18 protein-coding genes are annotated in these 22,690 nt (G+C 38.0%); 5 read left to right on the forward strand and 13 right to left on the reverse strand.

The genetic code is table 11. The features are described from left to right. Window positions 1–183: 183 nt before the first annotated feature. Complete coding sequence (locus PVV64_RS05440; RefSeq protein WP_273760118.1) at window positions 184–1,431, reverse strand: FAD-binding protein; 1,248 nt, start codon at window positions 1,429–1,431, stop codon at window positions 184–186. A gap of 33 nt (window positions 1,432–1,464) precedes the next feature. Next, window positions 1,465–1,713: a zinc-finger domain-containing protein gene (locus PVV64_RS05445; RefSeq protein WP_273760119.1), complete on the reverse strand. Its 249-nt coding sequence runs from the start codon at window positions 1,711–1,713 to the stop codon at window positions 1,465–1,467. Between the two features lie 310 nt (window positions 1,714–2,023). On the opposite strand from PVV64_RS05445, the gene PVV64_RS05450 reads away from it, so the two are divergent. Together PVV64_RS05450 and ppx are read left to right on the forward strand one after the other, a co-directional pair. Then, on the forward strand, window positions 2,024–4,204 hold the full coding sequence (locus PVV64_RS05450; RefSeq protein WP_273760120.1) for an RNA degradosome polyphosphate kinase: 2,181 nt from the start codon (window positions 2,024–2,026) through the stop codon (window positions 4,202–4,204). Window positions 4,205–4,210: 6 nt separating this feature from the next. Then, window positions 4,211–5,722: an exopolyphosphatase gene (gene ppx, locus PVV64_RS05455; protein WP_273760121.1), complete on the forward strand. Its 1,512-nt coding sequence runs from the start codon at window positions 4,211–4,213 to the stop codon at window positions 5,720–5,722. Window positions 5,723–6,264: 542 nt separating this feature from the next. Here ppx and rnd read toward each other — a convergent pair. Continuing rightward, entirely contained in the window at window positions 6,265–7,419 is a 1,155-nt protein-coding gene (gene rnd / locus PVV64_RS05460; RefSeq protein WP_273760122.1) for a ribonuclease D, read from the reverse strand. 134 nt (window positions 7,420–7,553) lie between these two features. On the opposite strand from rnd, the gene aspS reads away from it, so the two are divergent. After that, complete coding sequence (gene aspS, locus PVV64_RS05465) at window positions 7,554–9,347, forward strand: aspartate--tRNA ligase (protein ID WP_273760123.1); 1,794 nt, start codon at window positions 7,554–7,556, stop codon at window positions 9,345–9,347. Window positions 9,348–10,341: 994 nt separating this feature from the next. Continuing rightward, window positions 10,342–12,591, forward strand: coding sequence for a DNA topoisomerase IV subunit A (gene parC, locus PVV64_RS05470; RefSeq protein ID WP_273760124.1), 2,250 nt, complete (start codon window positions 10,342–10,344; stop codon window positions 12,589–12,591). A gap of 94 nt (window positions 12,592–12,685) precedes the next feature. On the opposite strand, the gene PVV64_RS05475 is transcribed toward parC, so the two are convergent. From PVV64_RS05475 to rpe, 10 genes are all read right to left on the reverse strand, one after another. Continuing rightward, on the reverse strand, window positions 12,686–13,942 hold the full coding sequence (locus PVV64_RS05475; RefSeq protein ID WP_273760125.1) for a multidrug effflux MFS transporter: 1,257 nt from the start codon (window positions 13,940–13,942) through the stop codon (window positions 12,686–12,688). A 68-nt stretch (window positions 13,943–14,010) separates the two neighbouring features. Beyond that, on the reverse strand, window positions 14,011–14,343 hold the full coding sequence (grxD, locus tag PVV64_RS05480) for a Grx4 family monothiol glutaredoxin (RefSeq protein ID WP_273760126.1): 333 nt from the start codon (window positions 14,341–14,343) through the stop codon (window positions 14,011–14,013). A gap of 99 nt (window positions 14,344–14,442) precedes the next feature. Beyond that, entirely contained in the window at window positions 14,443–14,676 is a 234-nt protein-coding gene (locus PVV64_RS05485; protein ID WP_273720678.1) for a BolA family transcriptional regulator, read from the reverse strand. A 64-nt stretch (window positions 14,677–14,740) separates the two neighbouring features. Further along, on the reverse strand, window positions 14,741–16,951 hold the full coding sequence (gene purL, locus PVV64_RS05490) for a phosphoribosylformylglycinamidine synthase subunit PurL (protein ID WP_273760127.1): 2,211 nt from the start codon (window positions 16,949–16,951) through the stop codon (window positions 14,741–14,743). A gap of 292 nt (window positions 16,952–17,243) precedes the next feature. Then, a complete protein-coding gene (purQ, locus tag PVV64_RS05495; protein WP_273760128.1) occupies window positions 17,244–17,915 on the reverse strand; it encodes a phosphoribosylformylglycinamidine synthase subunit PurQ in 672 nt (223 codons plus the stop codon). 12 nt (window positions 17,916–17,927) lie between these two features. Beyond that, window positions 17,928–18,167 (reverse strand): phosphoribosylformylglycinamidine synthase subunit PurS, encoded by a 240-nt coding sequence (gene purS / locus PVV64_RS05500; RefSeq protein ID WP_273760129.1) that lies wholly within the window; start codon window positions 18,165–18,167, stop codon window positions 17,928–17,930. A 78-nt stretch (window positions 18,168–18,245) separates the two neighbouring features. After that, window positions 18,246–19,010, reverse strand: a complete 765-nt coding sequence (gene purC / locus PVV64_RS05505; protein WP_273720726.1) for a phosphoribosylaminoimidazolesuccinocarboxamide synthase — start codon at window positions 19,008–19,010, stop codon at window positions 18,246–18,248. A gap of 177 nt (window positions 19,011–19,187) precedes the next feature. Continuing rightward, the gene (locus PVV64_RS05510) at window positions 19,188–19,736 is read right to left on the reverse strand and encodes an alpha/beta hydrolase (RefSeq protein ID WP_273760130.1); all 549 of its coding nucleotides are present in this window, start codon (window positions 19,734–19,736) and stop codon (window positions 19,188–19,190) included. A gap of 83 nt (window positions 19,737–19,819) precedes the next feature. Continuing rightward, window positions 19,820–21,124 (reverse strand): adenylosuccinate lyase, encoded by a 1,305-nt coding sequence (purB, locus tag PVV64_RS05515; RefSeq protein ID WP_273760131.1) that lies wholly within the window; start codon window positions 21,122–21,124, stop codon window positions 19,820–19,822. Window positions 21,125–21,134: 10 nt separating this feature from the next. Next, complete coding sequence (rpe, locus tag PVV64_RS05520) at window positions 21,135–21,809, reverse strand: ribulose-phosphate 3-epimerase (protein ID WP_273760132.1); 675 nt, start codon at window positions 21,807–21,809, stop codon at window positions 21,135–21,137. A gap of 140 nt (window positions 21,810–21,949) precedes the next feature. On the opposite strand from rpe, the gene PVV64_RS05525 reads away from it, so the two are divergent. Continuing rightward, window positions 21,950–22,483, forward strand: coding sequence for a flavin reductase (locus PVV64_RS05525; protein WP_273760133.1), 534 nt, complete (start codon window positions 21,950–21,952; stop codon window positions 22,481–22,483). The last annotated feature ends 207 nt before the right edge of the window (window positions 22,484–22,690 follow it).

Consider the following 22,690-nt stretch of genomic DNA (forward strand, 5'->3'; position numbering starts at 1 on the left):
GAGTTATAAGGTGAGTGCTTATTTATACACTATGTTTGAAGTGATTGTTGAAGGAGAATTTTATTTTAAACCAGATTGGAAATTTTGAAAATTCTTGTTTTTATTTTTGATCAATGATGTTGGAGCCTAGCATCATAAAGTGAATAAAATATTTCTTGTGTTTCTCAAGTTAGTGAAGGTATTTTATAATTTTTTATCATATATTTTTATGGCATTCATCGTATCATACATATAAAGCCAATTAAGCTGAGAGATGATATTCTCTGGTGTGCGAATTTTCATAATAAAATTACGTGCCATTGCCATAGGACCCGTTGCGTGATAGACTATTTTATTGAAATCTCCGCGTTTTTTTACTGCTCTTATTCGAGGTGTTCGTATTTTTTCATAAAGTGAAAGAGCTTTTTTTAATGACAGATTTTTAAGAGAGAGCGTTTCTGCTAATGTGGCAGCATCTTCTATTGCCATAGCAGCACCTTGTGCGGCAAAGGGGAGGACTGCATGTGCACTATCTCCAACAAAGACTTGTCGCTCTAAGCCTAGAAAACGGTGTTTTTTCATATGAAAAAGGGGCCAATAGGTCCACTTATCAATATGGTCAAAGATTTGCGAGATTTGTCCATGCCAATCTTTAAAAAGAAATTTCAAATGTTCTTTATTTCCTTTATGCGCCCACCCTTCTTTTGGATTGTTTCTATTTGTAATGGCTACAAAATTAAACAGTTTTGCTGATGGTTGAATGGGATAGACAACAAGGTGATTTTGAGGTCCCATCCAAGCTATGATTGTTTTCACATTGTGCAATAAAGAGCGAAAGTCTTTAGGAAGATTTTCAAATTCTGTTGTTGCCCGCCAAGCAATAAAGCCGCTGAAATCTGCTTTTTCATGAAAAGGAGCCAATTTCCGTAATGTGGACCAAACTCCATCGCATCCGATAAGGAGCGGAGTTGAATAAAATTGGTGTTGTTCTGTCGTATTTGATGTATCTGTTTTGATTGTTTTTATGTTCATGCTGTTTGTGGTTTGGATCAACGATAGAACAGTTTCGCCTGTTTTATATTTAATAAAGGGATTTTCCATAACAGCGTTGTGTAAAACTTTTTGTAAGGCGGCACGATGAATCGTAATGTAAGGGAATTTCCAGTATTTTTCTGATAAATTGATCAGATCAACACGCAATCGCGTTTTTAAAGAGAGCCCATCTTTTAACTCAAGAAAGTGTGGCGTCGTACCCATTTCTATGAGCTTATGAAGAATTCCCCAATGAGAAAGGATACAGGTTGCATTTGGAGTAAGCTGAATACCAGCTCCCACAGCTTCAAGCTGTTTACACTTTTCAATAACTGTCGTTTTTATTCCTTTATGGGCGAATGCTAAGGCAGTGCTTAAGCCTGCAATCCCACCTCCAACGATGATTGGTGATTGGTCCATAAGCTTTGTCATAGTGAAAAAGAAGAAAATGTATTATAATGAATTGCTTGGATGATATAAACATCCTGGTGGGTTTGTCTGATTGTATGATAGCGAGGAAATATAGCGATACAGTGTTGAACAATAAGGGCAATTTTTTTCATCAGCCGCTCCCATGTCAATAAAAATATGAGGGTGATCAAAGGGTTGTGTTGCCCCCACACACATAAATTCTTTTACACCAATTTCGATTATTTTATATCCACGATCATTTTGAAAATGGGGAATGTTATGATCAGTCATGGTGTTAAACTCCGAATAAATTGTCTCATCAGGTATGATTGGATTTTTTATTTTATGCACAAGTTTGTAATAAAGCTTATGATAATGCAAGGTGCTTTTTAAGATAAACTCACTATCTTGTATGTTCATGAGCGTATCACTCTGTTTTTTAGCATCTTGCGTACAGAAAGAGTCTCAAATGTTTGTGAAATATTCAAGGTAAATCAGATGAGAAAAAGAGATCGTTAAACAGTAATATATTGTAAAGTGTTCAGTCATATATTTAATTATAAAATTTTTAGAAAGTATAAAGGAAGTTTAGCTAAAGTATATGGGGCAGAGGGTGAAAGACCAGATTTTTTTATCGGATATAACGATGAAAAATCCGATGCGGTTTATTAATAGAGAATTTTCATGGTTACAATTTAATACGCGTGTATTGATGGAGTCCACGAATACAAAGCATCCTTTATTAGAACGACTACAATTTCTCTCTATTTCCGCAGCAAATCTTAATGAGTTTTTTATGGTTCGTGTTGCTGGTCTTGCTGCTCAAATTCGTGCTGGCGTGACAGTGTGCAGTGCAGATGGGCGCACACCGCAGGAACAGCTTGATCTTGTGTTCGCTGAGATTTCCCATTTGCAGACTCAGCAATTACGAGAATTACATGTTTTACGTCATGAATTAAAACAGAATGCTATCGAAATTATTTGTTCTGATGAGCTTGCAGAAATTGAAAAATTATGGCTCGAAAAATATTTTCTTGAGACAATTTTTCCTGTTTTAGAACCTTTGTTTGTTGATTCTGTTCACTCTTTTCCGTTTATTCCTAATTTAGGGCTTTCTCTTGCTCTGCAATTGTCATGGCGTGATGATCAACAAGAAATGATAGCGTTATTGCCACTGCCAATGGCTTTAAAGCGTTTTATTCTTCTCCCTCAAAAAGAGAATCATTTTCGTTTTATTGCCTGTGAAGATGTTCTTCGTCTTTTTATAAATTATGTATTTCCTGATCATCAAGTGGATGGAATTGGTACATTTAAAGTGATTCGTGATAGTGATATTGAAGTGGAAGAAAAGGCTGAAGATCTTGTTCATTTTTTTGAAACTGCTCTTAAAAGGCGCCGTCAGGGGCAGGTTATTCGAATTGAATTTGATGCAAAAACACCAAAGAATTTACGCCACTTCATAAGTAAAGCCCTTGCTGTTCCTGATAATTGGATCAGTGTTCTTGATGGATTTTTGGCACTTAATATGGTTTCAGAGATTGTTTCTATTCCACGGAATGACCTAAAATTTATTCCTTATCATCCTCGTTTTCCTGAATCTATTCGTAAGCATAGGGGTGATTGCTTTGCAGCTATTCGTGAAAGCGATATCGTACTTCATCATCCTTATGAATCCTTTGATGTTGTTGTACAATTTTTACTTCAAGCGGCTAACGATCCTGATGTTGTGGAAATCAAACAGACTCTTTATCGTACATCGAATGATAGTCCAATTGTTCGTGCTTTGATTAAGGCTGCTAAACAGGGAAAATCTGTCACTGCTTTGGTAGAACTGAAAGCACGTTTTGATGAGGAAGCGAATATTCGCTGGGCACGTGATCTTGAGCGGGCAGGTGTACAAGTTGTTTTTGGTTTTGTTGCCTTGAAAACACATGCTAAAATGTCACTGATTACGAGGTGTGAAGATAAACGTCTTTGCTCTTATGTGCATCTTGGCACGGGAAATTATCACCCTATTAATGCTAAAGTTTATACCGATCTTTCTTTTTTTACCAACGATGATGATACTGCGCGTGATGTTGCATTATTGTTCCATTATATTGCTCAGCATGAGCGTCCAAATGAGGTCATGAAGATTGCTTTTTCACCCTTAACATTGCGCAATCGTATTTTGGAGCATATTGAAGGGGAAATTACTCATGCGCGGCAGGGGCGGTCTGCTGCTATTTGGATGAAAGTCAATGCATTGGTTGACTCTGAAATTATCGATGCTTTATATCGTGCGAGTCAAGCAGGTGTACAGATCGATTTGGTGGTGCGTGGTATATGTTGTTTACGCCCTGGTATTCTAGGAATTTCAGATAATATTCGTGTAAAGTCAATTGTAGGGCGCTTTCTTGAACATAGTCGTATTTTTTGCTTTGGTAATGGTGAAGATTTACCCAATGAGAACGCTCTTGTTTATTTAGGGTCTGCTGATATGATGCCTCGTAATCTGGATTATCGTATTGAAATACTGGTTCCAGTTTTGAATAAAACGGTTCGTAAGCAAATTCTTTTACAAATTATGTTGGCTAATATTATTGATAATCAACAAAGTTTTGATATACTCTCTAATGGAAAATCAAGGCGTATAATACCGCAAAGAGGTGAAAGTCCGTTTAATGCACAGGAGTATTTTATGGCCAATGCAGGTTCTGCAGGGTGGAAAAATTCTTTTGAGTCTTCTGCTTCATCTTTGATGGCGTTGCATCGGCGACAAGCCAAAATATATAAAGACTGAAATCCAATGACATATATAAATGCTCAGGGACGGTTGAAGGGGTGTAAACCTGTTGCTGTTATCGATATTGGCTCAAATTCTGTTCGACTCGTTATTTATGAAGGTCTTGTTCGTTCGCCAACGGTTTTATTTAATGAAAAAGTCCTCTGTGGTCTTGGTCAAGGTGTTGCAAAAACTGGATTTTTAGAAGAAAATTCTATAAAAATGGCGTTGCAAACATTGAAGCGGTTTCGTGCGCTTTGTCGACAGATTGGAGCAGATGAGGTCTATACACTTGCAACAGCCGCAGCGCGAGAAGCAAAAAACGGATCAGTCTTTCTTCAAAATGCTGAAAATATCTTGCAAAATAAAATATATCTTCTTTCAGGAAGTGAAGAAGCTGTTTATTCAGCATATGGGGTGATTTCTACTTTTTATAAACCTAAAGGTCTTTCTGGAGATCTTGGTGGTGGAAGTTTGGAGCTTATTGATATTGATGACTCTGAAGTAGGTGAGGGCGTAACACTGCCCTTAGGTGGTTTACGCCTACAGTATATGTCTAATAATGATATTGCGATTGCCACAAAAATTGCCCATGAGCAGTTTGGTAAATCTGCTGTCGTTTGTAAAGGCAGGGCACGGCGTTTTTATGCTGTTGGAGGGACTTGGCGTAATTTGGCAAAGCTCCATATGGCAACCAAACATTATCGGTTGCCTGTTATGCATGGCTATGAAGTTGATGCAGCTGAAATGGAAGATTTTCTGCGTTTTGTTGTGCGTGGCAGCATTGATAATATGCAAGGAATTACAGCTGTTTCAAAAAATCGTCGTCAGCTTTTGTCTTATGGGGCGATCATTCTTATTGAACTTATTCAATGTATGGAGTTTGAAACAATAGTTTTTTCTGGAGCAGGTGTTCGTGAAGGCTTTCTTTATTCACGATTGTCGCAAAAAATTCGTGATTCAGATCCTCTCATTGCAGCATGCACGGAAATGGCTATTTTACGGGCTCGTTCACCAAAGCAGGCAGAAGAACTTATTGATTTTACGACAAGCGCTTTTGAGGCTTTTGGGATTCTCGAGACTGAAAATGAATGCCGTTATCGCAAGGCTGCTTGTCTTCTTGCGGATATTGGTTGGCGAATCCATCCGGATTATAGGGGGAATGAGGCTGCTAATCGAATAGCACTAGGATCATATCCGGGAATTTCTCACGAGGGGCGTGCTTATGCTGCGCTTGCTGTATTTTTTCGCAATACAGGTTCATTAATTGATGAAGAATCCCTTCCTATTTTTCAACTCGCAACTAAAAATATTATTGAAAAAGCAAGAATTCTTGGTGAAATTATGCGGATTGCTTATCTTTTTAGTGCTTCTACGGCAGGCATTTTACCCCATTTATCGTGGCAAAAAAAGACAGATCACGTTGTTTTATATATTCCGAGGCGTTATGCTGATTTATTAGGAGAACGTCCTCTCAGTCACTTAAAGAAGTTATCAAAAATCATAAACCAGCCTCTTTCTTTTGAAACGTTTTGATCCTTTTTCTATTCATTTGTAGAATTCCGTACTCTATTTTTACATATGAGGGGTATTATGGAGATTTATCTTTTTGTTTTTGTGTCACGCCTGCTATAGGATATTCATAATATGAAGGTATTATGCTTTCACACTTTTTTGTGCTACACTGCTATTTCTACAAATCAGTCCGCTATTATTTAGAATTTTTTCTTCATTTATTATTCGGTATTTAATGAGAAATTTCAAGAATTCATCGTCTTTTTGAGCAAGCATTGAGCAAATTTAAATTTAAAAATTGTAAGGCATTTTACCATATTTGCATCGGTCATAAAGCACATTCTAAGTTCACGCGGAAATATGGATGATGAAGCAGATTTTTCCAGAATGAAAGTACTTAAAAGCTTTTATTTTTTCAGATAAAATGCGCGGAGCCAAGTGAAATTACATAATTCCTCTTTTTTGTTTTTCTGTTCACTGATTATACTCAAAATAAAACAAATCTTTTTAAAGATTTTATTGCGCCAGTTTTAGAATGCAAATGCTGAGAAATCTTTTGTAAATTAGAGTTGTTTGATGTTTATTTTTCCGTTGTCAAAATAAAATCCTATCTGGCCTTTGAGCATTTGTTCGGCTTTTTTCCCAAATATTTCATAGCGCCAACCATTCATAGCGGGAATATTTTTCTTTATACATCCATTAGCGATTTTTTCTAAATCATTAGCCGTGGCAATAATTTTTGGTGCAATGCCGTTTTCATTGGCAACGAGTTTTAATAACACTTTAAGAAGTTCGATAAGGGCAGTTGATGTCTCGTTGTGTGGATTATATTTAGGAAGAGGGGGTAACGTTGCAAGATCAATTTCTAAGCCTTCGTTTATAGCTTTGATGAGCGTTTGCGTGATTGAGAATTTATCCCAGTTTTTGTTTAGACTGCGCAAACGTTTTAAGGCAGTTTCATCTGTTGGCTGTTGAATTGCTATTTCAATCAAACACTCATCTTTCATAATATGACGGCGTGGAATATTATATTTGCGTGCTTTACGTTCACGCCAAGCTGCTATTTTTTGTAATACGGCAAGTTCACGTGGTTTTTTGATTTTGCCTTTTACTTTTTTCCATGCCTCATCTTCTGGCATATCATAGGTTTTGGGTGCTAAAAGGATTGCTATTTCATCATCCATCCAGTGGGCGCGTTTGTTTTTTTCTAGCTGATTTTTTAATAAGAGATAAACGTCTCTAAGATAGGTGACATCGGCAAGGGCATAGAGCAACTGTTTTTCGGAAAGAGGACGGTAGCTCCAATCTGTAAAACGAGATGATTTATCAATTTGATGTCCAGTGCAACGTTGTACAATTTGGTCATAGGAGATAGAATCACCAAAGCCACAAATTGATCCTGCTATTTGTGTATCAAAGAGAGGGGCGGGAATGACGCCTCCAAGATGATAAATCGTCTCAATGTCTTGACGTGCTGCATGAAAAACTTTGACAATTTTTTTATCGTTCATGAGATCAAAAAATGGGTGTAAATCAATGTCTTGTGACATTGGGTCAATGAGAGCTGTCGTGTCTGGTGAGGCAAGCTGAATGAGACACAATTGGGGCCAAAAAGTTGTTTCACGAATAAATTCAGTGTCGACTGTTACAAAATCTGAGGTACGCAGAATAGAAAGTGCAATTTCAAGTTCTTTGGTTTGTGTAATAAGATTCATCATCATTCTATTATAACGAGAGAAATTAAATTTGTCTTTTCTTGACTTTTTTTTTGAGTCTTTATCCTCATATCTTGACAAATGGTTATGAAAAAGCCTTTGTAGCGCATGTGAAAATTATATCAAAGGCAAAAACTATGCATCGTTATCGCAGTCATCATTGCGCTGCTCTTCGTAAATGTGATGTAGGAACAAAAGTTCGTCTTTCGGGATGGGTTCATCGTGTTCGTGATCATGGCGGAATCCTTTTTGTAGATTTACGTGATCATTTTGGAATTACGCAGATTGTTGCTGATCCTGCTTCGCCAGCTTTTAAAATTATTGAGAGCATACGTTCTGAATGGGTCATTCGTGTAGATGGGGAAGTGTGTGCACGTGCTGATGAGGTTATTAATACATTTCTTCCAACAGGCGAAATTGAAATTTTTGCCAAAGAGGTGGAAATCCTTTCAAAGTCTGATGAGCTTCCTTTACCCGTTTTCGGCGAACCTGATTATCCAGAAGATATTCGATTGAAGTACCGTTTTCTTGATTTGCGTCGTGAAACTATGCATAAAAATATCATGCGTCGTACAGAAATCATTGCTGCTATCAGACGCTCTATGCAAGAGAATGGTTTTACCGAATTTACCACACCACTTTTGACGGCTTCATCACCGGAGGGAGCACGTGATTTTTTGGTGCCAAGTCGTATTCATCAGGGAAAATTTTATGCATTGCCACAGGCTCCTCAACAATACAAACAGTTGTTGATGATGTCGGGTTTTGATCGTTATTTCCAAATTGCTCCCTGTTTTAGAGATGAAGATCCCCGCGCTGATCGTCTTCCAGGGGAGTTTTATCAATTAGATCTTGAGATGAGTTTTGTTGAACAAGAGGATGTTTTTGTAACAATGGAACCTATTATGCGCTCTCTTTTTGAAGAGTTTGCAGATGGAAAACCTGTAACACAAAACTTTCCTCGTATTTCTTATGATGAAGCAAAGCGAAAATATGGTTCGGATAAGCCTGATTTACGGAATCCGATTATTATGGAGGATGTCTCACAGCATTTTTATGATTCTGGTTTTAAAGTTTTTGCGCATATTTTAGCGAATGATAAAAATGCACGAGTGTGGGCTATTCCAGCTAAAACGGGTGGAAGTCGTGCTTTTTGTGATCGTATGAATGGCTGGGCACAAGGTGAGGGACAGCCTGGGCTTGGTTATATTTTCTGGCGTGAAGAGCAAGGAAAATTTGAAGGGGCTGGTCCTATTGCCAAAAATATTGGCGAGCAAAGGACTGAAGCACTTCGTATGCAGCTTGGTCTTGAAAGTGGTGATGCCTGTTTTTTTGTGGCAGGAGATCCAAAGAAATTTGCATCTTTTGCCGGTGCAGCACGCACAAGAGTAGGGGAAGAATTAAATCTTGTTGATCGAGATTCTTTCTCTTTAGCATGGATTGTTGATTTTCCATTTTTTGAATGGAATGAAGATGAGAAAAAACTTGATTTTGCACATAATCCTTTTTCTATGCCGCAAGGGGGAGAGGATGCTCTTGAGTGTCAAGATCCTCTCACGCTTAAAGCATTTCAGTATGATCTTGTTTGTAATGGTTATGAGATTGCATCGGGTGGAATTCGTAATCATTCACCAGAAATGATGCTTAAAGTTTTTAATCTTGTTGGTCTTTCCAAAGAGGTGGTAGAAGATCGTTTTGGTGCTCTTTATCGTGCATTTCATTATGGAGCTCCACCCCATGGTGGTATGGCGGCTGGTATTGATCGTATTATTATGCTTTTACAAGGCGTTAAAAATTTACGTGAGGTTGCTTTATTTCCTATGAATCAGCAAGCCTTTGATCTTTTGATGGGGGCGCCGTCTGATGTCTCTTCTGCACAATTACGTGATTTAGGGATACGAATGGCTCCTATTAACAAAAATAGTTCATGAAATTGATTTTGGATTTTTAGCAGTTTTCTCTCTACAGTGAAGTTTTAAGATTCTTAGTGTATGTGTATATGTTGTTTATAAAGCTTAAGGCTATACTGCATTTGCATTTTTTTACATTGTAGAAAAGGGCAGTTATTTTAGTGTTTATAAGCATAATGCGATGTTTAATAGCATTGCATTATGCGAACAAACTTCATACTATCCATGATAGAAACGAAATATTATTTTTGTCCGATTGTATTCCAAAACAGTATTATTTGAGATCATGATATAAGGTACTTAATGCTCTATACATTGAGTTTTTTTGTTAGCAATAGAGATAAATATTGAAGGTGGCTTTTGCTCTTAGAGTCTATGAAGAGAAGTGCACGGAGGATAGCTAAGGGGCATTTGCTACAAAAGCAGAATTGTTTACCAAAATGGTGTTCATAGTAATCTTTGTTTTTAGGCAGTAAGAGGTCAAGCATATTCAATAGCTATAAGGTTTTAGAGTTTAGCAACAAGTCGGTACTATCGTTGTTTGTCAGAACTTCCCAATATTGCGACATCTCTTGTCCCTGAGAGGGTTTATATAAGAGGCATTTCTTTTTTACAATTTTTATCCACATGCTCATCCCACGTGTCATTTGCAAAAGAATGCTTTTATTGATTCACCATGAATAGATTTGCAATGAGAGAATCTTACTATATTTTAATTTTCTTATTTTGTTAGCAAAACAGTGAATTATCATTATAAATTAATGCGTTGTAGGTATTGTTAGACTTTCAGAAAAATTAGGCTGAATATATTCAGGATTTCTATATGGCTTTTTAGAAAAAGTTTAGAGTATGCGTATAACTTTTTCAAATTGATATAATTTTCTGTTCATGTTTTAATCGTCCTGTTTATTTTTATATAGTCGATTTTCAATAACAATAGTCGGCTCATAAAAGATTATACTCAAAATCTTATGGAATAATTGCTCATTATTTTGGGAATTGTTGTCCTTATGTTATGTCTGATAAAATGAATTTACCTTTTGATAAAGAACATATTGAGCCAATAGAGTTACGTTCTGCTTTACAAGAGCGTTATTTAGCTTATGCGCTTTCTACTATTATGCACCGCGCGTTACCGGATGTCCGTGATGGTTTAAAACCTGTGCATCGACGCATTGTCCATGCTATGCGTTTACTCAAGCTTAATCCAGGGCAGTCTTATGCCAAATGCGCACGGATTGTTGGCGATGTGATGGGAAAATTTCATCCCCATGGTGATGCCTCTATTTATGATGCATTGGTGCGTTTGGCTCAGAGTTTTGCTGTTCGTTATCCATTGGTGGATGGACAAGGAAATTTTGGTAATATTGATGGTGATAATGCTGCTGCTATGCGTTATACGGAAGCACGTATGACTGAAGTGGCTGCGTTGCTGCTTGAGGGGATTAATGAAAATGCTATTGATTTTCGTTTAACCTATAATGAAGAAGATGAAGAACCAGTTGTTTTACCTGGAGCTTTTCCTAATCTTTTAGCAAATGGTTCATCAGGTATTGCTGTTGGTATGGCGACATCTATCCCACCCCATAATGTTGCGGAGCTTTGTGATGCAGCACTCCATTTGATTGCATATCCCGATGTCAATGATGAGGAATTAAATCGCTTTGTGCTTGGTCCTGATTTTCCAACAGGTGGTATTTTAGTTGAACCTAAAAAGAGTATTGAGGAATCTTATCGTGTTGGGCGTGGATTTTTTCGCTTGCGTTCACGTTGGCATCAGGAAACTGGCAGTCGTGGTTCTTATGTGATTGTTGTGACCGAAATTCCCTATCAAGTTCAAAAGTCACGCCTTATTGAAAAAACAGCAGAATTGCTCCTTGCGCGGCGCTTACCAATGCTTGAAGATATTCAAGATGAATCGGCAGAAGATATCCGCATTGTGCTTATTCCTAAAAATCGTACTGTTGATCCTGAACTCCTTATGGAGTCTCTTTTTAAATTGACTGATTTTGAAGTAAGATTTCCTCTTAATTTGAATGTTTTATCTTCTGGAAAAATACCCAATGTTCTTTCTCTGCGTGAAAGTTTACAGCAATGGCTCCAACATCGCCAAGAAGTGCTTGTTCGCCGTTCTCATTATAGGCTTGATCAAATTGATTGCCGATTAGAAATTCTTCATGGATATCTCATCGCATATTTGAATCTTGATGAGGTAATTCAGATTATTCGTGAAGAGGATGAACCAAAAAAGAAGCTCATCGACCGTTTTCAATTAACAGAAAATCAAGCTGAGGCGATTCTTAATATGCGTTTGCGTTCTTTACGTAAGCTTGAAGAATTTGAAATTCGTAAGGAATTTGAAAATTTGCGTGCTGAAAAAGAAAAACTGCAGAATTTGTTAGCCTCTCGTGTAAAGCAGTGGAAAGTGATTTCAGAGGAAATCATAAAGGTTCGTAAAATTTTTAGTCCTGATACTCTTTTGGGAAAAAGACGTACGACATTTGAGGAGGCACCAAAGCGTGATATTGATGATATTCACCAAGCGATGATCGAAAAAGAACCAGTTACGATTGTCATTTCTGAGAAGGGCTGGATGCGCGCTTTAAAAGGACATCTTAGTGATTATAACGCGCTTTCGTTCAAAGAAGGGGATTGTTTGAAGTTAGCTTTTCCAGCATTCACTACAGATAAAATTATTGTAGTAAGTACGGGGGGAAAGTTTTTTGCTATTGCTGCAAATAGTTTACCTGGAGGAAGGGGGCATGGTGAACCCATTCGCCTTTTAGTTGATATGGATGATGAGCACGATGTTCTGACAGCTTTTGTCTATCATACACAGGAAAAATTGCTTTTAATTTCATCTCATGGAAATGGTTTCATTGTACCTGCAACCGAAGTGATTGCTAATACACGAAAAGGCAAGCAAATTATGAATGCAAAGTCGCCTGATAAAGTAAGACTCTGTATTCCAGTAAAAGGTGATCATGTTGCAACAGTTGGTGAAAACCGTAAAATGCTTATTTTTGCCATTGAACAAATACCAGAAATGAGTCGTGGTAAAGGTGTTCGTCTGCAACGTTACAAAGAGGGCGGTATTGTTGATGCCAAAACCTTTTATTTATCCGAAGGGTTAAGTTGGCAAGATACAGCTGAGCGCTGTTTTAACCGTCAAGCTGATGATCTTGTTGAGTGGATAGGAATGCGCGCTGGGGTGGGGCGTTTGGTTCCAAAAGGATTTCCAAAATCAGGAAAATTTACGAGTTGAATCATCTACCTGATTTATAAAGTATAAACCGTTAAAAAGAACAACTGTATGATTTTCTTACCGTAAGAGTATCATTAACTTTTTTGAGCTGCTTCTATTCGTTAGGATCATGGTGATATTGCCTAAAAAGCTGTCCACGTTCAGCCCATAGAACAAAAAATATGGCGATGATGCTGAGAAAGAAAAATGCTGCTGAATTGGGTATCGTTGTTTCATCAAATTGTTGTGCAATGAAAAAACCAAGACTGGTAGCGATAGATGTCTGAAGAAAACCAGATACAGAAGATGCTGTTCCAGCAATTTCTCCTAAAGATTCGAGAGCAAGTGTATTGAAATTGGCCATAATGCCGCCGCAGGCAAACATCAATATACAAAACAGCAGCATGTAAAAAGGAAAAGGGAGAATGCCATTTGTTAAGAGTGAGCCAATAAACCAGATACATGAGGTGATAGAAAAGAGCAAAAGCATGGTGTGTGCGATACGTCGCATGCCAAGGCGTCCAACCAATTGAGAATTAAAGAATGATGATAGAGCTTGAAAAGCTGCACCAACAGCAAAGGCAATGGGAAACCAGAGTCCTAGATTATAAATTCCTTCATATGTTTGCTGCGATGTATTAACAGCGGTAAAAATGCAACCTAAAACAATGGAAGTTGCGAGTGTGTAGCAAAGTGTTGTGCGATTGGTTATGACAACCCATAAGTTATGTTTGACCGAAGAAAAAGAAAGAGAACGTTGTCTATAAAGAGTTTCAGGCAAGCGTAGTTGAATCCAAATCATCAGTCCAAAACCAATAATTGCCATGAAGATAAAGATAATTTGCCAGTTTCCAAACAATAAAATAAATTGTCCTGTTGCCGGTCCAATCATGGGAGCAATCAGAAAAACCATCATAACGATAGACATAACTTCTGCCATTTTTCGACCACTATAAAGATCGCGTACAACAGAAACTGTGAGGACGCGCATAGCAGCACCTCCTATACCTTGCAAGATACGTAAAATAAGCAATAGAGAAAAGTTGGATACAAAAGCACAACCAATTGCTGTAAAAGCATAAAATGCAAGACCGATAAGAATCAGTTTGCGACGTCCATAACGATCACTTATCGGACCAAAAAATATTTGTGTGATACCATAACTTATAAGATAACCAGAAATGATATAATGTTGATCATTTTCATTGAGAACATGCAAGCTGTTTAAAATATCAGGCATGGCTGGAAGCATAATGTCAACGGCTATAGAATTGATAGCCATGAGCGCACCAATAAGAAGAACAAATTCCTTATAGCCAATTTTTTTTCTAATCGCATCACGGTGCGTTTGTTCGTCAATTAAATATGACATAAGGCATCCTTGAAATAAAAATTTCTACTGAAAACAGCTCTTTTTAAGAGGCTGAAAATGAAAGATACCTATGATTTATTGCAAGGAATATTTTTCTCTTTTAGCAGTTCTTGCAATTCATTATTTTGAAACATTTCTTTCACAATATCACAACCACCAACAAACTCACCTTTGATATAGAGTTGTGGAATTGTTGGCCAATTTGAGTAGTCTTTAATTCCTTGACGCAATTCATGAGAAGTTAAGATATTGATTCCTTTATAATCTAATCCTAAATAGTCGAGGATTTGAACAACCTGTCCTGAAAATCCGCATTGTGGAGCATCGGGGGTTCCTTTCATGAATAAAACGACATCATTTTCTTTAATTTCGTTGTCAATAAAATCATGAACAGTGGTCATCTTTATTCCTCAATATTGCAGATTTTGTAAATGTATGTTTCACATCCATCCTATTTTTTACTCATATTGAGTGAATGAATGCAAGAAGAATTTTAAAAATCATTTGGGAATGTTCGTTTGCAGCATTAACGCATGAAGATCATTTCCCATATTGCCTTTAAGAGCATCATAGACCATTTTGTGTTGCTGGACACGGCTTTTTCCGCGAAAACTTTCAGAAGTCACCTCAGCAGCGTAATGCTCTCCATCGCCAGCTAGATCACGAATTATCACAGTTGCATCGGGAATACCTTCGCGAATAAGTGTTTCAATCGCATGGGCACTCATTGCCATAATTATTCTCCTTTATTTATTCTTTGTTAGAATAACATTAAGCCAAGTAGAGACGAATAACTTTTTATTCCTTGCCCATGAATTGCGGAAACCAACTTTCATAAGCTTGTATCAGTTTGTCTATGGAAAGTGTTAATATCCCCTCTATGTCAAGAGAATCACCCTCAACTCGACCAAGTTCTGTTAAAGAAACTGCGTTTGTTTGTGCGAGTTCTTTAAGATCGCTAAGGGCATGAGATTTGACGCTTAAAAGATAACGCGCTTGGTCTTCTCCAAAAAGTTCTGCATGGGGTGGCTGTTTGTTGCTTAATTTGATTTTAATTCCTTTCTCAGCTTTTATGACCATTTCTGCAAGAGCAATGGCTAATCCACCGTCAGAAATATCATGAGCGGCATTAACAAAACCATGATGAATGACATCTCGAACAAATTGTCCATGCTTTTTTTCAAGTTGTAAATCTACCTGAGGTGGGGCACCTGTCTCAATATTTAAAATATTACGTGCATAGATTGATTGACCTAAATGAGAGCCGCATGCTCCAATCAAAACAATAGTATCTCCATTTTGCATACCACTGATTGTTACCATTTTAGACCAGTCAGCAAGAAGGCCAACACCAGCAATTGTTGGGGTAGGAAGAATTGCTTCTCCATTGGTTTCATTATAAAGAGAAACATTTCCTGAAACGATAGGGAAGTCGAGAATTCTGCAAGCTTCTCCTATACCTTTAATGGCGAACACCAATTGTCCCATAATTTCAGGTTTTTCAGGATTACCAAAATTGAGATTATCTGTGGCGGCTAATGGTGTTGCACCTGTGGTGCTGATATTTCGCCAGCATTCTGCGACGGCTTGTTTTCCCCCTTCATAAGGATCAGCCTCACAATAGCGAGGTGTTACATCAGAAGAAAAAGCAAGAGCACGTTTGTCATGACTGCTTACACGAACGACTCCAGCATCGCCTCCTGGACGAACAAGCGTATTTCCTTGAATAAGTGTATCATATTGTTCATAAACCCATCGCCTTGAACTTTGATCAGCAGAATTCAATAATGAGAGAAGTGCATCTCCCAAATTTTCGCCCCTCTCAACGTCTTCTATTTTAAGAAGTGGTGTTTTTACGGGTTCACTCCAAGGACGATCATAAACAGGCGCTTCATTCCCAAGTTCTTTGATGGGAAGATTGACGACTTCTTCTCCTTGATGAAAGACACGAAAACGTAAATCATCGGTTGTTTTTCCAATAATCGAAAAATGAAGTCCCCATTTATGAAAAATTGCTGCGGCTTGCTTTTCTAGCTCTGGTTTCAATATCATGAGCATGCGTTCTTGGCTTTCAGAAAGCATCATTTCATAGGCTGTCATGTTTTCTTCACGGACGGGCACTTTATCAAGATTAAGTTGTATCCCTAAATCTCCTTTTGCTCCCATTTCAACCGCAGAAGATGTTAAACCTGCTGCACCCATATCTTGAATAGCAACGACAGCTCTCAGTTCCATGAGTTCTAAGCAAGCTTCAAGAAGGCATTTTTCTGTAAAAGGATCACCTACTTGAACTGTTGGGCGTTTTTCACTGATTGAATCATCAAATTCGGCAGAAGCCATTTTTGCTCCACCAACACCATCACGTCCTGTTTTTGCACCAAGATACACAACAGGAAGTCCTACTCCTTGGGCTTTGGAATAAAAAAGAGAGTCGGTTTTTGCAATACCAGCGACAAAAGCGTTTACAAGGATATTGCCATTATAGCGCTTGTCAAAATTGACTTCTCCACCAACGGTTGGGACGCCAAAAGCATTACTATAACCACCTATTCCAGAAACAACGCCGGAAACAAGATGGCGTGTTCGAGGATGATTGGGAGCTCCAAATCGCAAGGCATTCATAGCTGCAACAGGACGTGCACCCATGGTAAAGACATCACGCAAAATGCCACCAACACCTGTTGCTGCCCCTTGATAAGGTTCAATATAGGAGGGATGGTTATGGCTTTCCATTTTGAAAACAACGCATTGACCCTCACCAATATCAACGACACCAGCATTCTCACCAGGTCCTTGAATAACACATTTTCCTTCTGTTGGAAGTGTTTTAAGCCATTTTTTGGATGATTTATAGGAACAATGTTCGTTCCACATTGCCGAAAAAATTCCCAGTTCAGTAAATGTTGGCTCTCTGCCAATTAAGGTCAGGATGTGTTGATATTCATTATCTTTTAGACCATGTTGGGCAATGAGTTCTGGTGTAATGGCTCTGTTATTGTAAGGATTCATGATTTTTTATCCATCAAATTAATCAAGATTTAGCATCTTTATTATTTTAAATCGAGCAGTTTCGGTCATAAATGACTTTATCGGTTTGATAAGGCAGCGTTTTATAAATCCTAAACGGAAATGCTGGTTATTGGCCCTTGTTATTAAGGGTTTTTGAATAAATCTTTGTATGTTTTTAAAAGGATACTCCGTTGTGTTTGTAAAAATATTTTATTGGTCAATTTGTCGTATGGGAAAATGACACAGATTTTTGACTTTAACACAGTGAGGCAGCATAAAATCTTCTTTGTTATTATCCATTTGTCAATTCTAAAACACTTTGAAAAAGCAAACGGCCATCAGTACCACCGTGTGCTTGTTCAATAAAATTTTCAGGATGAGGCATCATACCAAGAATATTACCAGTCTTATTGATGATACCGGCAATGTCTTTTATCGAACCGTTAGGATTTGTATTTTCTGCATAGCGAAAAACAATTTGATCATCGTCTTCTATTTGTTTTAATGTCTCACTGTCGACGAAATAATTCCCATCGTGATGTGCAACAGGACAACGAATAATTTGCCCTTTGGAATAATAGCGAGAAAATTTTGTATTGGCATTTACCACTTCAAGTTTTACTTCACGACAAACAAATTTTAATGAAGTATTACGCATTAAAGTGCCGGGTAATAAACCAGCTTCCAATAAAATTTGAAATCCATTACATACGCCAATAACGATAACACCTTTTTCTGCTTTTTCACGCACAGCTTGCAAAACAGGGGTTCGTGCACCAATCGCTCCACATCTTAAATAGTCCCCATAAGAAAAACCACCAGGAATAACAATAATATCTACATCCGGAATTGTTGTTTCTGTTTGCCAAATTTTTAATGGCTCGATTCCTGTTATATGGCGTAATGCTGCAATCATATCCTGATCGCGATTTAATCCAGGTAATTGAATAATAGCAGTTTTCATGAAAGACCCCACTTACAGAAGCTCTATAGTGCAGTCTTCAATGACGGTATTTGCCAGTAATTCTTTACACATTTCCTCAAGTTTTTGCGTTGCAGTTTCAGAAGGCTGATCATCGAGCACAACATCAAAAATTTTTCCTTGGCGAACGGAATGAATGCCTTTGAACGCTAAACTTTTTAAAGCACATACAATCGCTTCTCCTTGTGGGTCAAGGACACTGTTTTTCAAAGTCACTGTAACACGTGCTTTCATTTTTTATCTCCTGTTGCTAAAGGTCCTCTCCTTAAAGAGGTCCATTTGCCAATATTAAAGGAAGGTGATTTCATGTCACTATTTTACTAACACTGGACCAGTTGGTCGTGGAGGTTCATTCTCATTGATAATGCCAAGGCGTTTTGCTACTTCTTGATAAGCGTTAATAAGTCCGCCCATATCACGCCGAAAACGATCTTTATCCATTTTTTCTCGCGTTTGCATATCCCATAACCTTGCAGAATCAGGTGAGATTTCATCAGCAAGAACAATGCGCATTGTTTCATCTTCCCATAGGCGACCAAATTCCATTTTGAAATCAATAAGCTGAATGTTAACACCTGCAAAAAGCCCAGAAAGAAAATCATTAATACGAATCGAAAGTTGCATAATATCTTCTATTTCTTGGGGAACGGCCCAGCCAAAGGCAGTGATATGTTCTTCCGTTACCATTGGATCATCTAGAGAATCATTCTTATAGTAAAATTCAATAATGGACTGCGAAAGGGCCGTTCCTTCTTCCAATCCCAAACGCTTGGCAAGTGAACCAGCAGCAACGTTACGAACCACAACTTCCAATGGAATAATTTCAACGGCTTTAATGAGCTGTTCACGCATATTTATGCGCTTGATAAAATGTGTCGGGATACCCAAACGGCTAAGATGGCTAAAGATATGTTCCGAAATACGGTTATTTAAAACTCCTTTTCCGTCGATAATTTCATGTTTTTTGGCATTAAAGGCAGTTGCGTCATCTTTAAAAAATTGAATATAGGTTCCTGGTTCAGGTCCTTCATATAAAATTTTAGCCTTGCCTTCATAAATACGGTGGCGACGATTCATCATGATTCTCTATTGATTTGAGAGGTTTTAATAACACTGATAAGTAATACTATCCTAATTGGCAGAAATTCTCAATGATTGCTATAGCACTTCTGATATTTTTTGTCATTGGAACTTTGAGCAAAGAGTCATGGAACTACAAATATAGAGAAGGTGAAGGCAATTATCTCTCTTTCATTAAATTTTTGCAAGAAAATGAGAGAGAACCATAAGTCCTTCAGGCCAAGGTCCATGCCCAGATTCTGTATTAATGTGGCCAGATTGCCCAGCATCAACAAAGAATGATCCCCAATCATGAGCAAGTTTTTCTGCTACTGAAAATTGACAAAATTCATCGTTGCGGCTGGCTATCAGAACAGAGGGAAACGGTAATTTTTGACCATGATAGGGACCAAATGTCATGAAATGTTTGGGGCGGATGTTTTCATTGTTTACATCTGGAGGTGCAACAAAAAAGGCGCCACAAATTTTTTTTGCATTTTGTTGCGTTGCATGAATAGCTGTAGGAACGCCTAATGAGTGGGCAATAATCACAACAGGTTTTTGTGCTTGTGCAATGGCGTTTTTCAGCTCATGAACCCATTCTGCACAAACAGGTTTCGACCAATGGGTTTGTTGAACGCGGCGAGCTGTAGACAATTTTTTTTCCCATCGCGTTTGCCAATGATCAGGACCAGACCCTTTGTAGCCAGGAACAATAAGAATATCGAGTTGATTTGCTTTCATTCACTGTTTCTTTCATTACCACAGCTTTTGTCTCATAAGGTAAGGACAATATGCTTGTTGCTTGTGTGCAATATATGCTTTTGTCATTTTCCAAAAACGCGTTGAAAAATCGTGTTGATATGTTTAGTGTGGTAGGAAAGATCAAATTTTTCGCGAAGTTCTGCTTCACTTAAAGTTTTTGTAACATCTTTGTCATGGAGTAGTTCTTCTAAGAAATCTTTTCCTTGTTCCCACACCTTCATCGCATTGCGTTGTACAATTCGGTAAGAATCTTCACGACTCATTCCAGCTTGCGTGAGTGCTAAAAGCACGCGTTGTGAATGAACAAGACCTCGGAATTTGTTGAGATTTTTTTGCATATTTTCTGGATAGACAATTAAATTTTCAACAACAGATGTGAGGCGAGCAAGAGCAAAATCAAGGGTAATGGTCGCATCAGGGCCAATATAGCGCTCAACAGATGAATGGGAAATATCTCGTTCATGCCAAAGAGCTACATTTTCCATGGCAGGGATTGCAAAGGAACGTACCATACGCGCTAATCCAGTGAGATTTTCGGTTAAAACTGGATTACGCTTATGAGGCATAGCTGAGGAGCCTTTTTGTCCAGGGGAAAAATATTCTTCTGCTTCCAAAACTTCTGTTCGTTGTAGATGACGTATTTCTATAGCTAATCTTTCAATGGATGATGCAATAACACCAAGCGTTGCAAAGAACATGGCGTGACGATCGCGTGGTATCACTTGGGTGGAAACAGGTTCAGTATGTAGTCCCAATGCTTTTGCTACATGTTCCTCAACGCGTGGGTCAATATTTGCAAAAGTACCTACGGCACCGGAAATAGCGCAAGTGGAAATTTCTTCACGTGCGGCAAGAAGGCGTTTGCGGCACCGAGAAAATTCAGCGTATGCAAGAGCAAATTTGACACCAAATGTTATTGGTTCAGCATGAATACCGTGACTGCGTCCAATGGTAATAGTTTCTTTATGTTCAAAAGCACGCTTTTTTAATGCTTCAAGAAGTTGATCTATGTCTTTTAGCAAAATATCACTGGCACGCATCAGTTGTATATTAAGTGTTGTATCTAGAATATCTGATGAGGTCATGCCTTGATGAATGAAACGTGCTTCTGGTCCAATAAATTCAGCTAAGTGGGTTAGAAATGCTATAACATCATGCTTGGTGATGGCCTCAATTTCATTAATGCGATTGACATCAAATTCGGCTGCTTTTCCTTTTTCCCAAATAATTTTTGCTGCTTCTTTTGGAATCACACCCAGTTTTGCAAGCGCATCACAGGCATGTGCTTCAATTTCAAACCAGATACGATATTTTGTTTGTGGTGACCAAATTGTTACCATTTCAGGGCGGGCATAACGTGTTATCATGACTTTTTCCTTATTGTGAGTGAATTGCGGCTTGGCGCAATGCATTAATACGGGTTTTGTAAAGCGCTTTGTTGCCATCTTTATAAATTGCAGAGCCTGCGACAAATACATTTGCACCAGCTTTTGCAGTTATCCCAATTGTATCAACGGTGATACCACCATCAACTTCAAGATCAATAGGCCTATTGGCAATCATGCTTTTAACGCGTTTTATTTTATCTTTCATTTCTGGAATAAACTTCTGCCCTCCAAAACCAGGATTGACTGTCATGATGAGGATAAGATCTAATTGATCAAGCAAGTACTCAACTATATGTTCTGGCGTGCTAGGATTGAGGGCAAGTCCTGCTTTTTTTCCCATTGCTTTAATTGTTTGGAGCGAACGGTGAAGATGGGGAGTTGCTTCAGCGTGAATGGTTATAATATCTGAACCAGCCTTTGCAAAAGCTTCTAAATAAGGATCGACAGGTGTGATCATCAAGTGAACGTCAAATATTGCTTTGGTTAATGGGCGGAGAATCTTGACGACATCTGGGCCAAAAGTGATATTAGGAACAAAGTGGCCATCCATGATATCAAGATGAAGCCAATCTGCTCCGGCATCAATAACATCAAGGACTTCTTGACCAAGTTTGGAGAAATTACAGGCCAAGAGCGAAGGCGAAATGAGGTGAGAATGGGGCATGAAGATCTCCTGATGGGCTATTTTTATCATGTCGTTTTGTATACTAAAATATCTTTTGTGCTAGACGTAGAAGAAAAATTCATATCATGAATTTTTATGGAAAAATTATTGGGAATTTTAAAGCTATATAAGTGAAGGATATGTCAAATCATACAACACATTTAATACCTAAACTTCAACATAATATTACTGTTTCTTCGCAAGAATATCGAGATGCTATGAGTCATTTTGCAGGCGCTGTGCATATTGTGACCACAAATGGCATGAAAGGAAGACGCGGGGTAACGGTTTCAGCGTGTTGTTCTTTATCTGATGATCCTCCAACCATTCTTGTTTGTCTTATGCGGCATAACCTCAAGAATCGGTTGTTTATGGAGAATGGGAACTTTTGTGTGAATAGTTTAGCGGGCAAACATCGTCCACTAGCGGATATTTTTTCTAGGCGTTGCAATGTTACACAAAATGAACGTTTTGATATCGCACAATGGAAGACGTTGCTGACTGGTGCACCTAGTCTTTCAGATGCTTTGGCGTCTTTTGATTGTCGTTTAATTTGTTGGCATGAACATGCAACCCATTGTGTTTTGATTGGTGAAGTTGTCGCTATCAGTCGTAATCAAGAAAAAGACGCTTTAATGTATTTGAATCGTGAATATCACACTCTATCTTTGTAAAGTTTTTTGTTTTTTACATATTGAGACAATTGATTGTTAATATATTTAAGGTTTAGCCAAATCATTGGATAAAGATTAGTTTACATGAAACTGAATATCTACATTTCCTTTATTTATGGTTTATAGGCATGGCTAAAAAGATGGATAGAAGAGCCCTGAACAACTGGTTATGTCGAGGGAATATATGTTATGCAAAAAAGTCGTGGA

The organism is Bartonella sp. ML70XJBT.G (assembly GCF_028618575.1).
Taxonomy (GTDB): domain Bacteria; phylum Pseudomonadota; class Alphaproteobacteria; order Rhizobiales; family Rhizobiaceae; genus Bartonella.

What these genes read in the sequence shown, in the direction of transcription:
- PVV64_RS05440 (WP_273760118.1), bottom strand. Translation starts at nt 1,431, where the DNA reads ATGGACCAATCACCAATCATCGTTGGAGGTGGGATTGCAGGCTTAAGC.
- PVV64_RS05445 (WP_273760119.1), bottom strand. Translation starts at nt 1,713, where the DNA reads ATGACTGATCATAACATTCCCCATTTTCAAAATGATCGTGGATATAAA.
- PVV64_RS05450 (WP_273760120.1), top strand. Translation starts at nt 2,024, where the DNA reads ATGGGGCAGAGGGTGAAAGACCAGATTTTTTTATCGGATATAACGATG.
- ppx (WP_273760121.1), top strand. Translation starts at nt 4,211, where the DNA reads ATGACATATATAAATGCTCAGGGACGGTTGAAGGGGTGTAAACCTGTT.
- rnd (WP_273760122.1), bottom strand. Translation starts at nt 7,419, where the DNA reads ATGATGAATCTTATTACACAAACCAAAGAACTTGAAATTGCACTTTCT.
- aspS (WP_273760123.1), top strand. Translation starts at nt 7,554, where the DNA reads ATGCATCGTTATCGCAGTCATCATTGCGCTGCTCTTCGTAAATGTGAT.
- parC (WP_273760124.1), top strand. Translation starts at nt 10,342, where the DNA reads ATGTCTGATAAAATGAATTTACCTTTTGATAAAGAACATATTGAGCCA.
- PVV64_RS05475 (WP_273760125.1), bottom strand. Translation starts at nt 13,942, where the DNA reads ATGTCATATTTAATTGACGAACAAACGCACCGTGATGCGATTAGAAAA.
- grxD (WP_273760126.1), bottom strand. Translation starts at nt 14,343, where the DNA reads ATGACCACTGTTCATGATTTTATTGACAACGAAATTAAAGAAAATGAT.
- PVV64_RS05485 (WP_273720678.1), bottom strand. Translation starts at nt 14,676, where the DNA reads ATGGCAATGAGTGCCCATGCGATTGAAACACTTATTCGCGAAGGTATT.
- purL (WP_273760127.1), bottom strand. Translation starts at nt 16,951, where the DNA reads ATGAATCCTTACAATAACAGAGCCATTACACCAGAACTCATTGCCCAA.
- purQ (WP_273760128.1), bottom strand. Translation starts at nt 17,915, where the DNA reads ATGAAAACTGCTATTATTCAATTACCTGGATTAAATCGCGATCAGGAT.
- purS (WP_273760129.1), bottom strand. Translation starts at nt 18,167, where the DNA reads ATGAAAGCACGTGTTACAGTGACTTTGAAAAACAGTGTCCTTGACCCA.
- purC (WP_273720726.1), bottom strand. Translation starts at nt 19,010, where the DNA reads ATGAATCGTCGCCACCGTATTTATGAAGGCAAGGCTAAAATTTTATAT.
- PVV64_RS05510 (WP_273760130.1), bottom strand. Translation starts at nt 19,736, where the DNA reads ATGAAAGCAAATCAACTCGATATTCTTATTGTTCCTGGCTACAAAGGG.
- purB (WP_273760131.1), bottom strand. Translation starts at nt 21,124, where the DNA reads ATGATAACACGTTATGCCCGCCCTGAAATGGTAACAATTTGGTCACCA.
- rpe (WP_273760132.1), bottom strand. Translation starts at nt 21,809, where the DNA reads ATGCCCCATTCTCACCTCATTTCGCCTTCGCTCTTGGCCTGTAATTTC.
- PVV64_RS05525 (WP_273760133.1), top strand. Translation starts at nt 21,950, where the DNA reads ATGTCAAATCATACAACACATTTAATACCTAAACTTCAACATAATATT.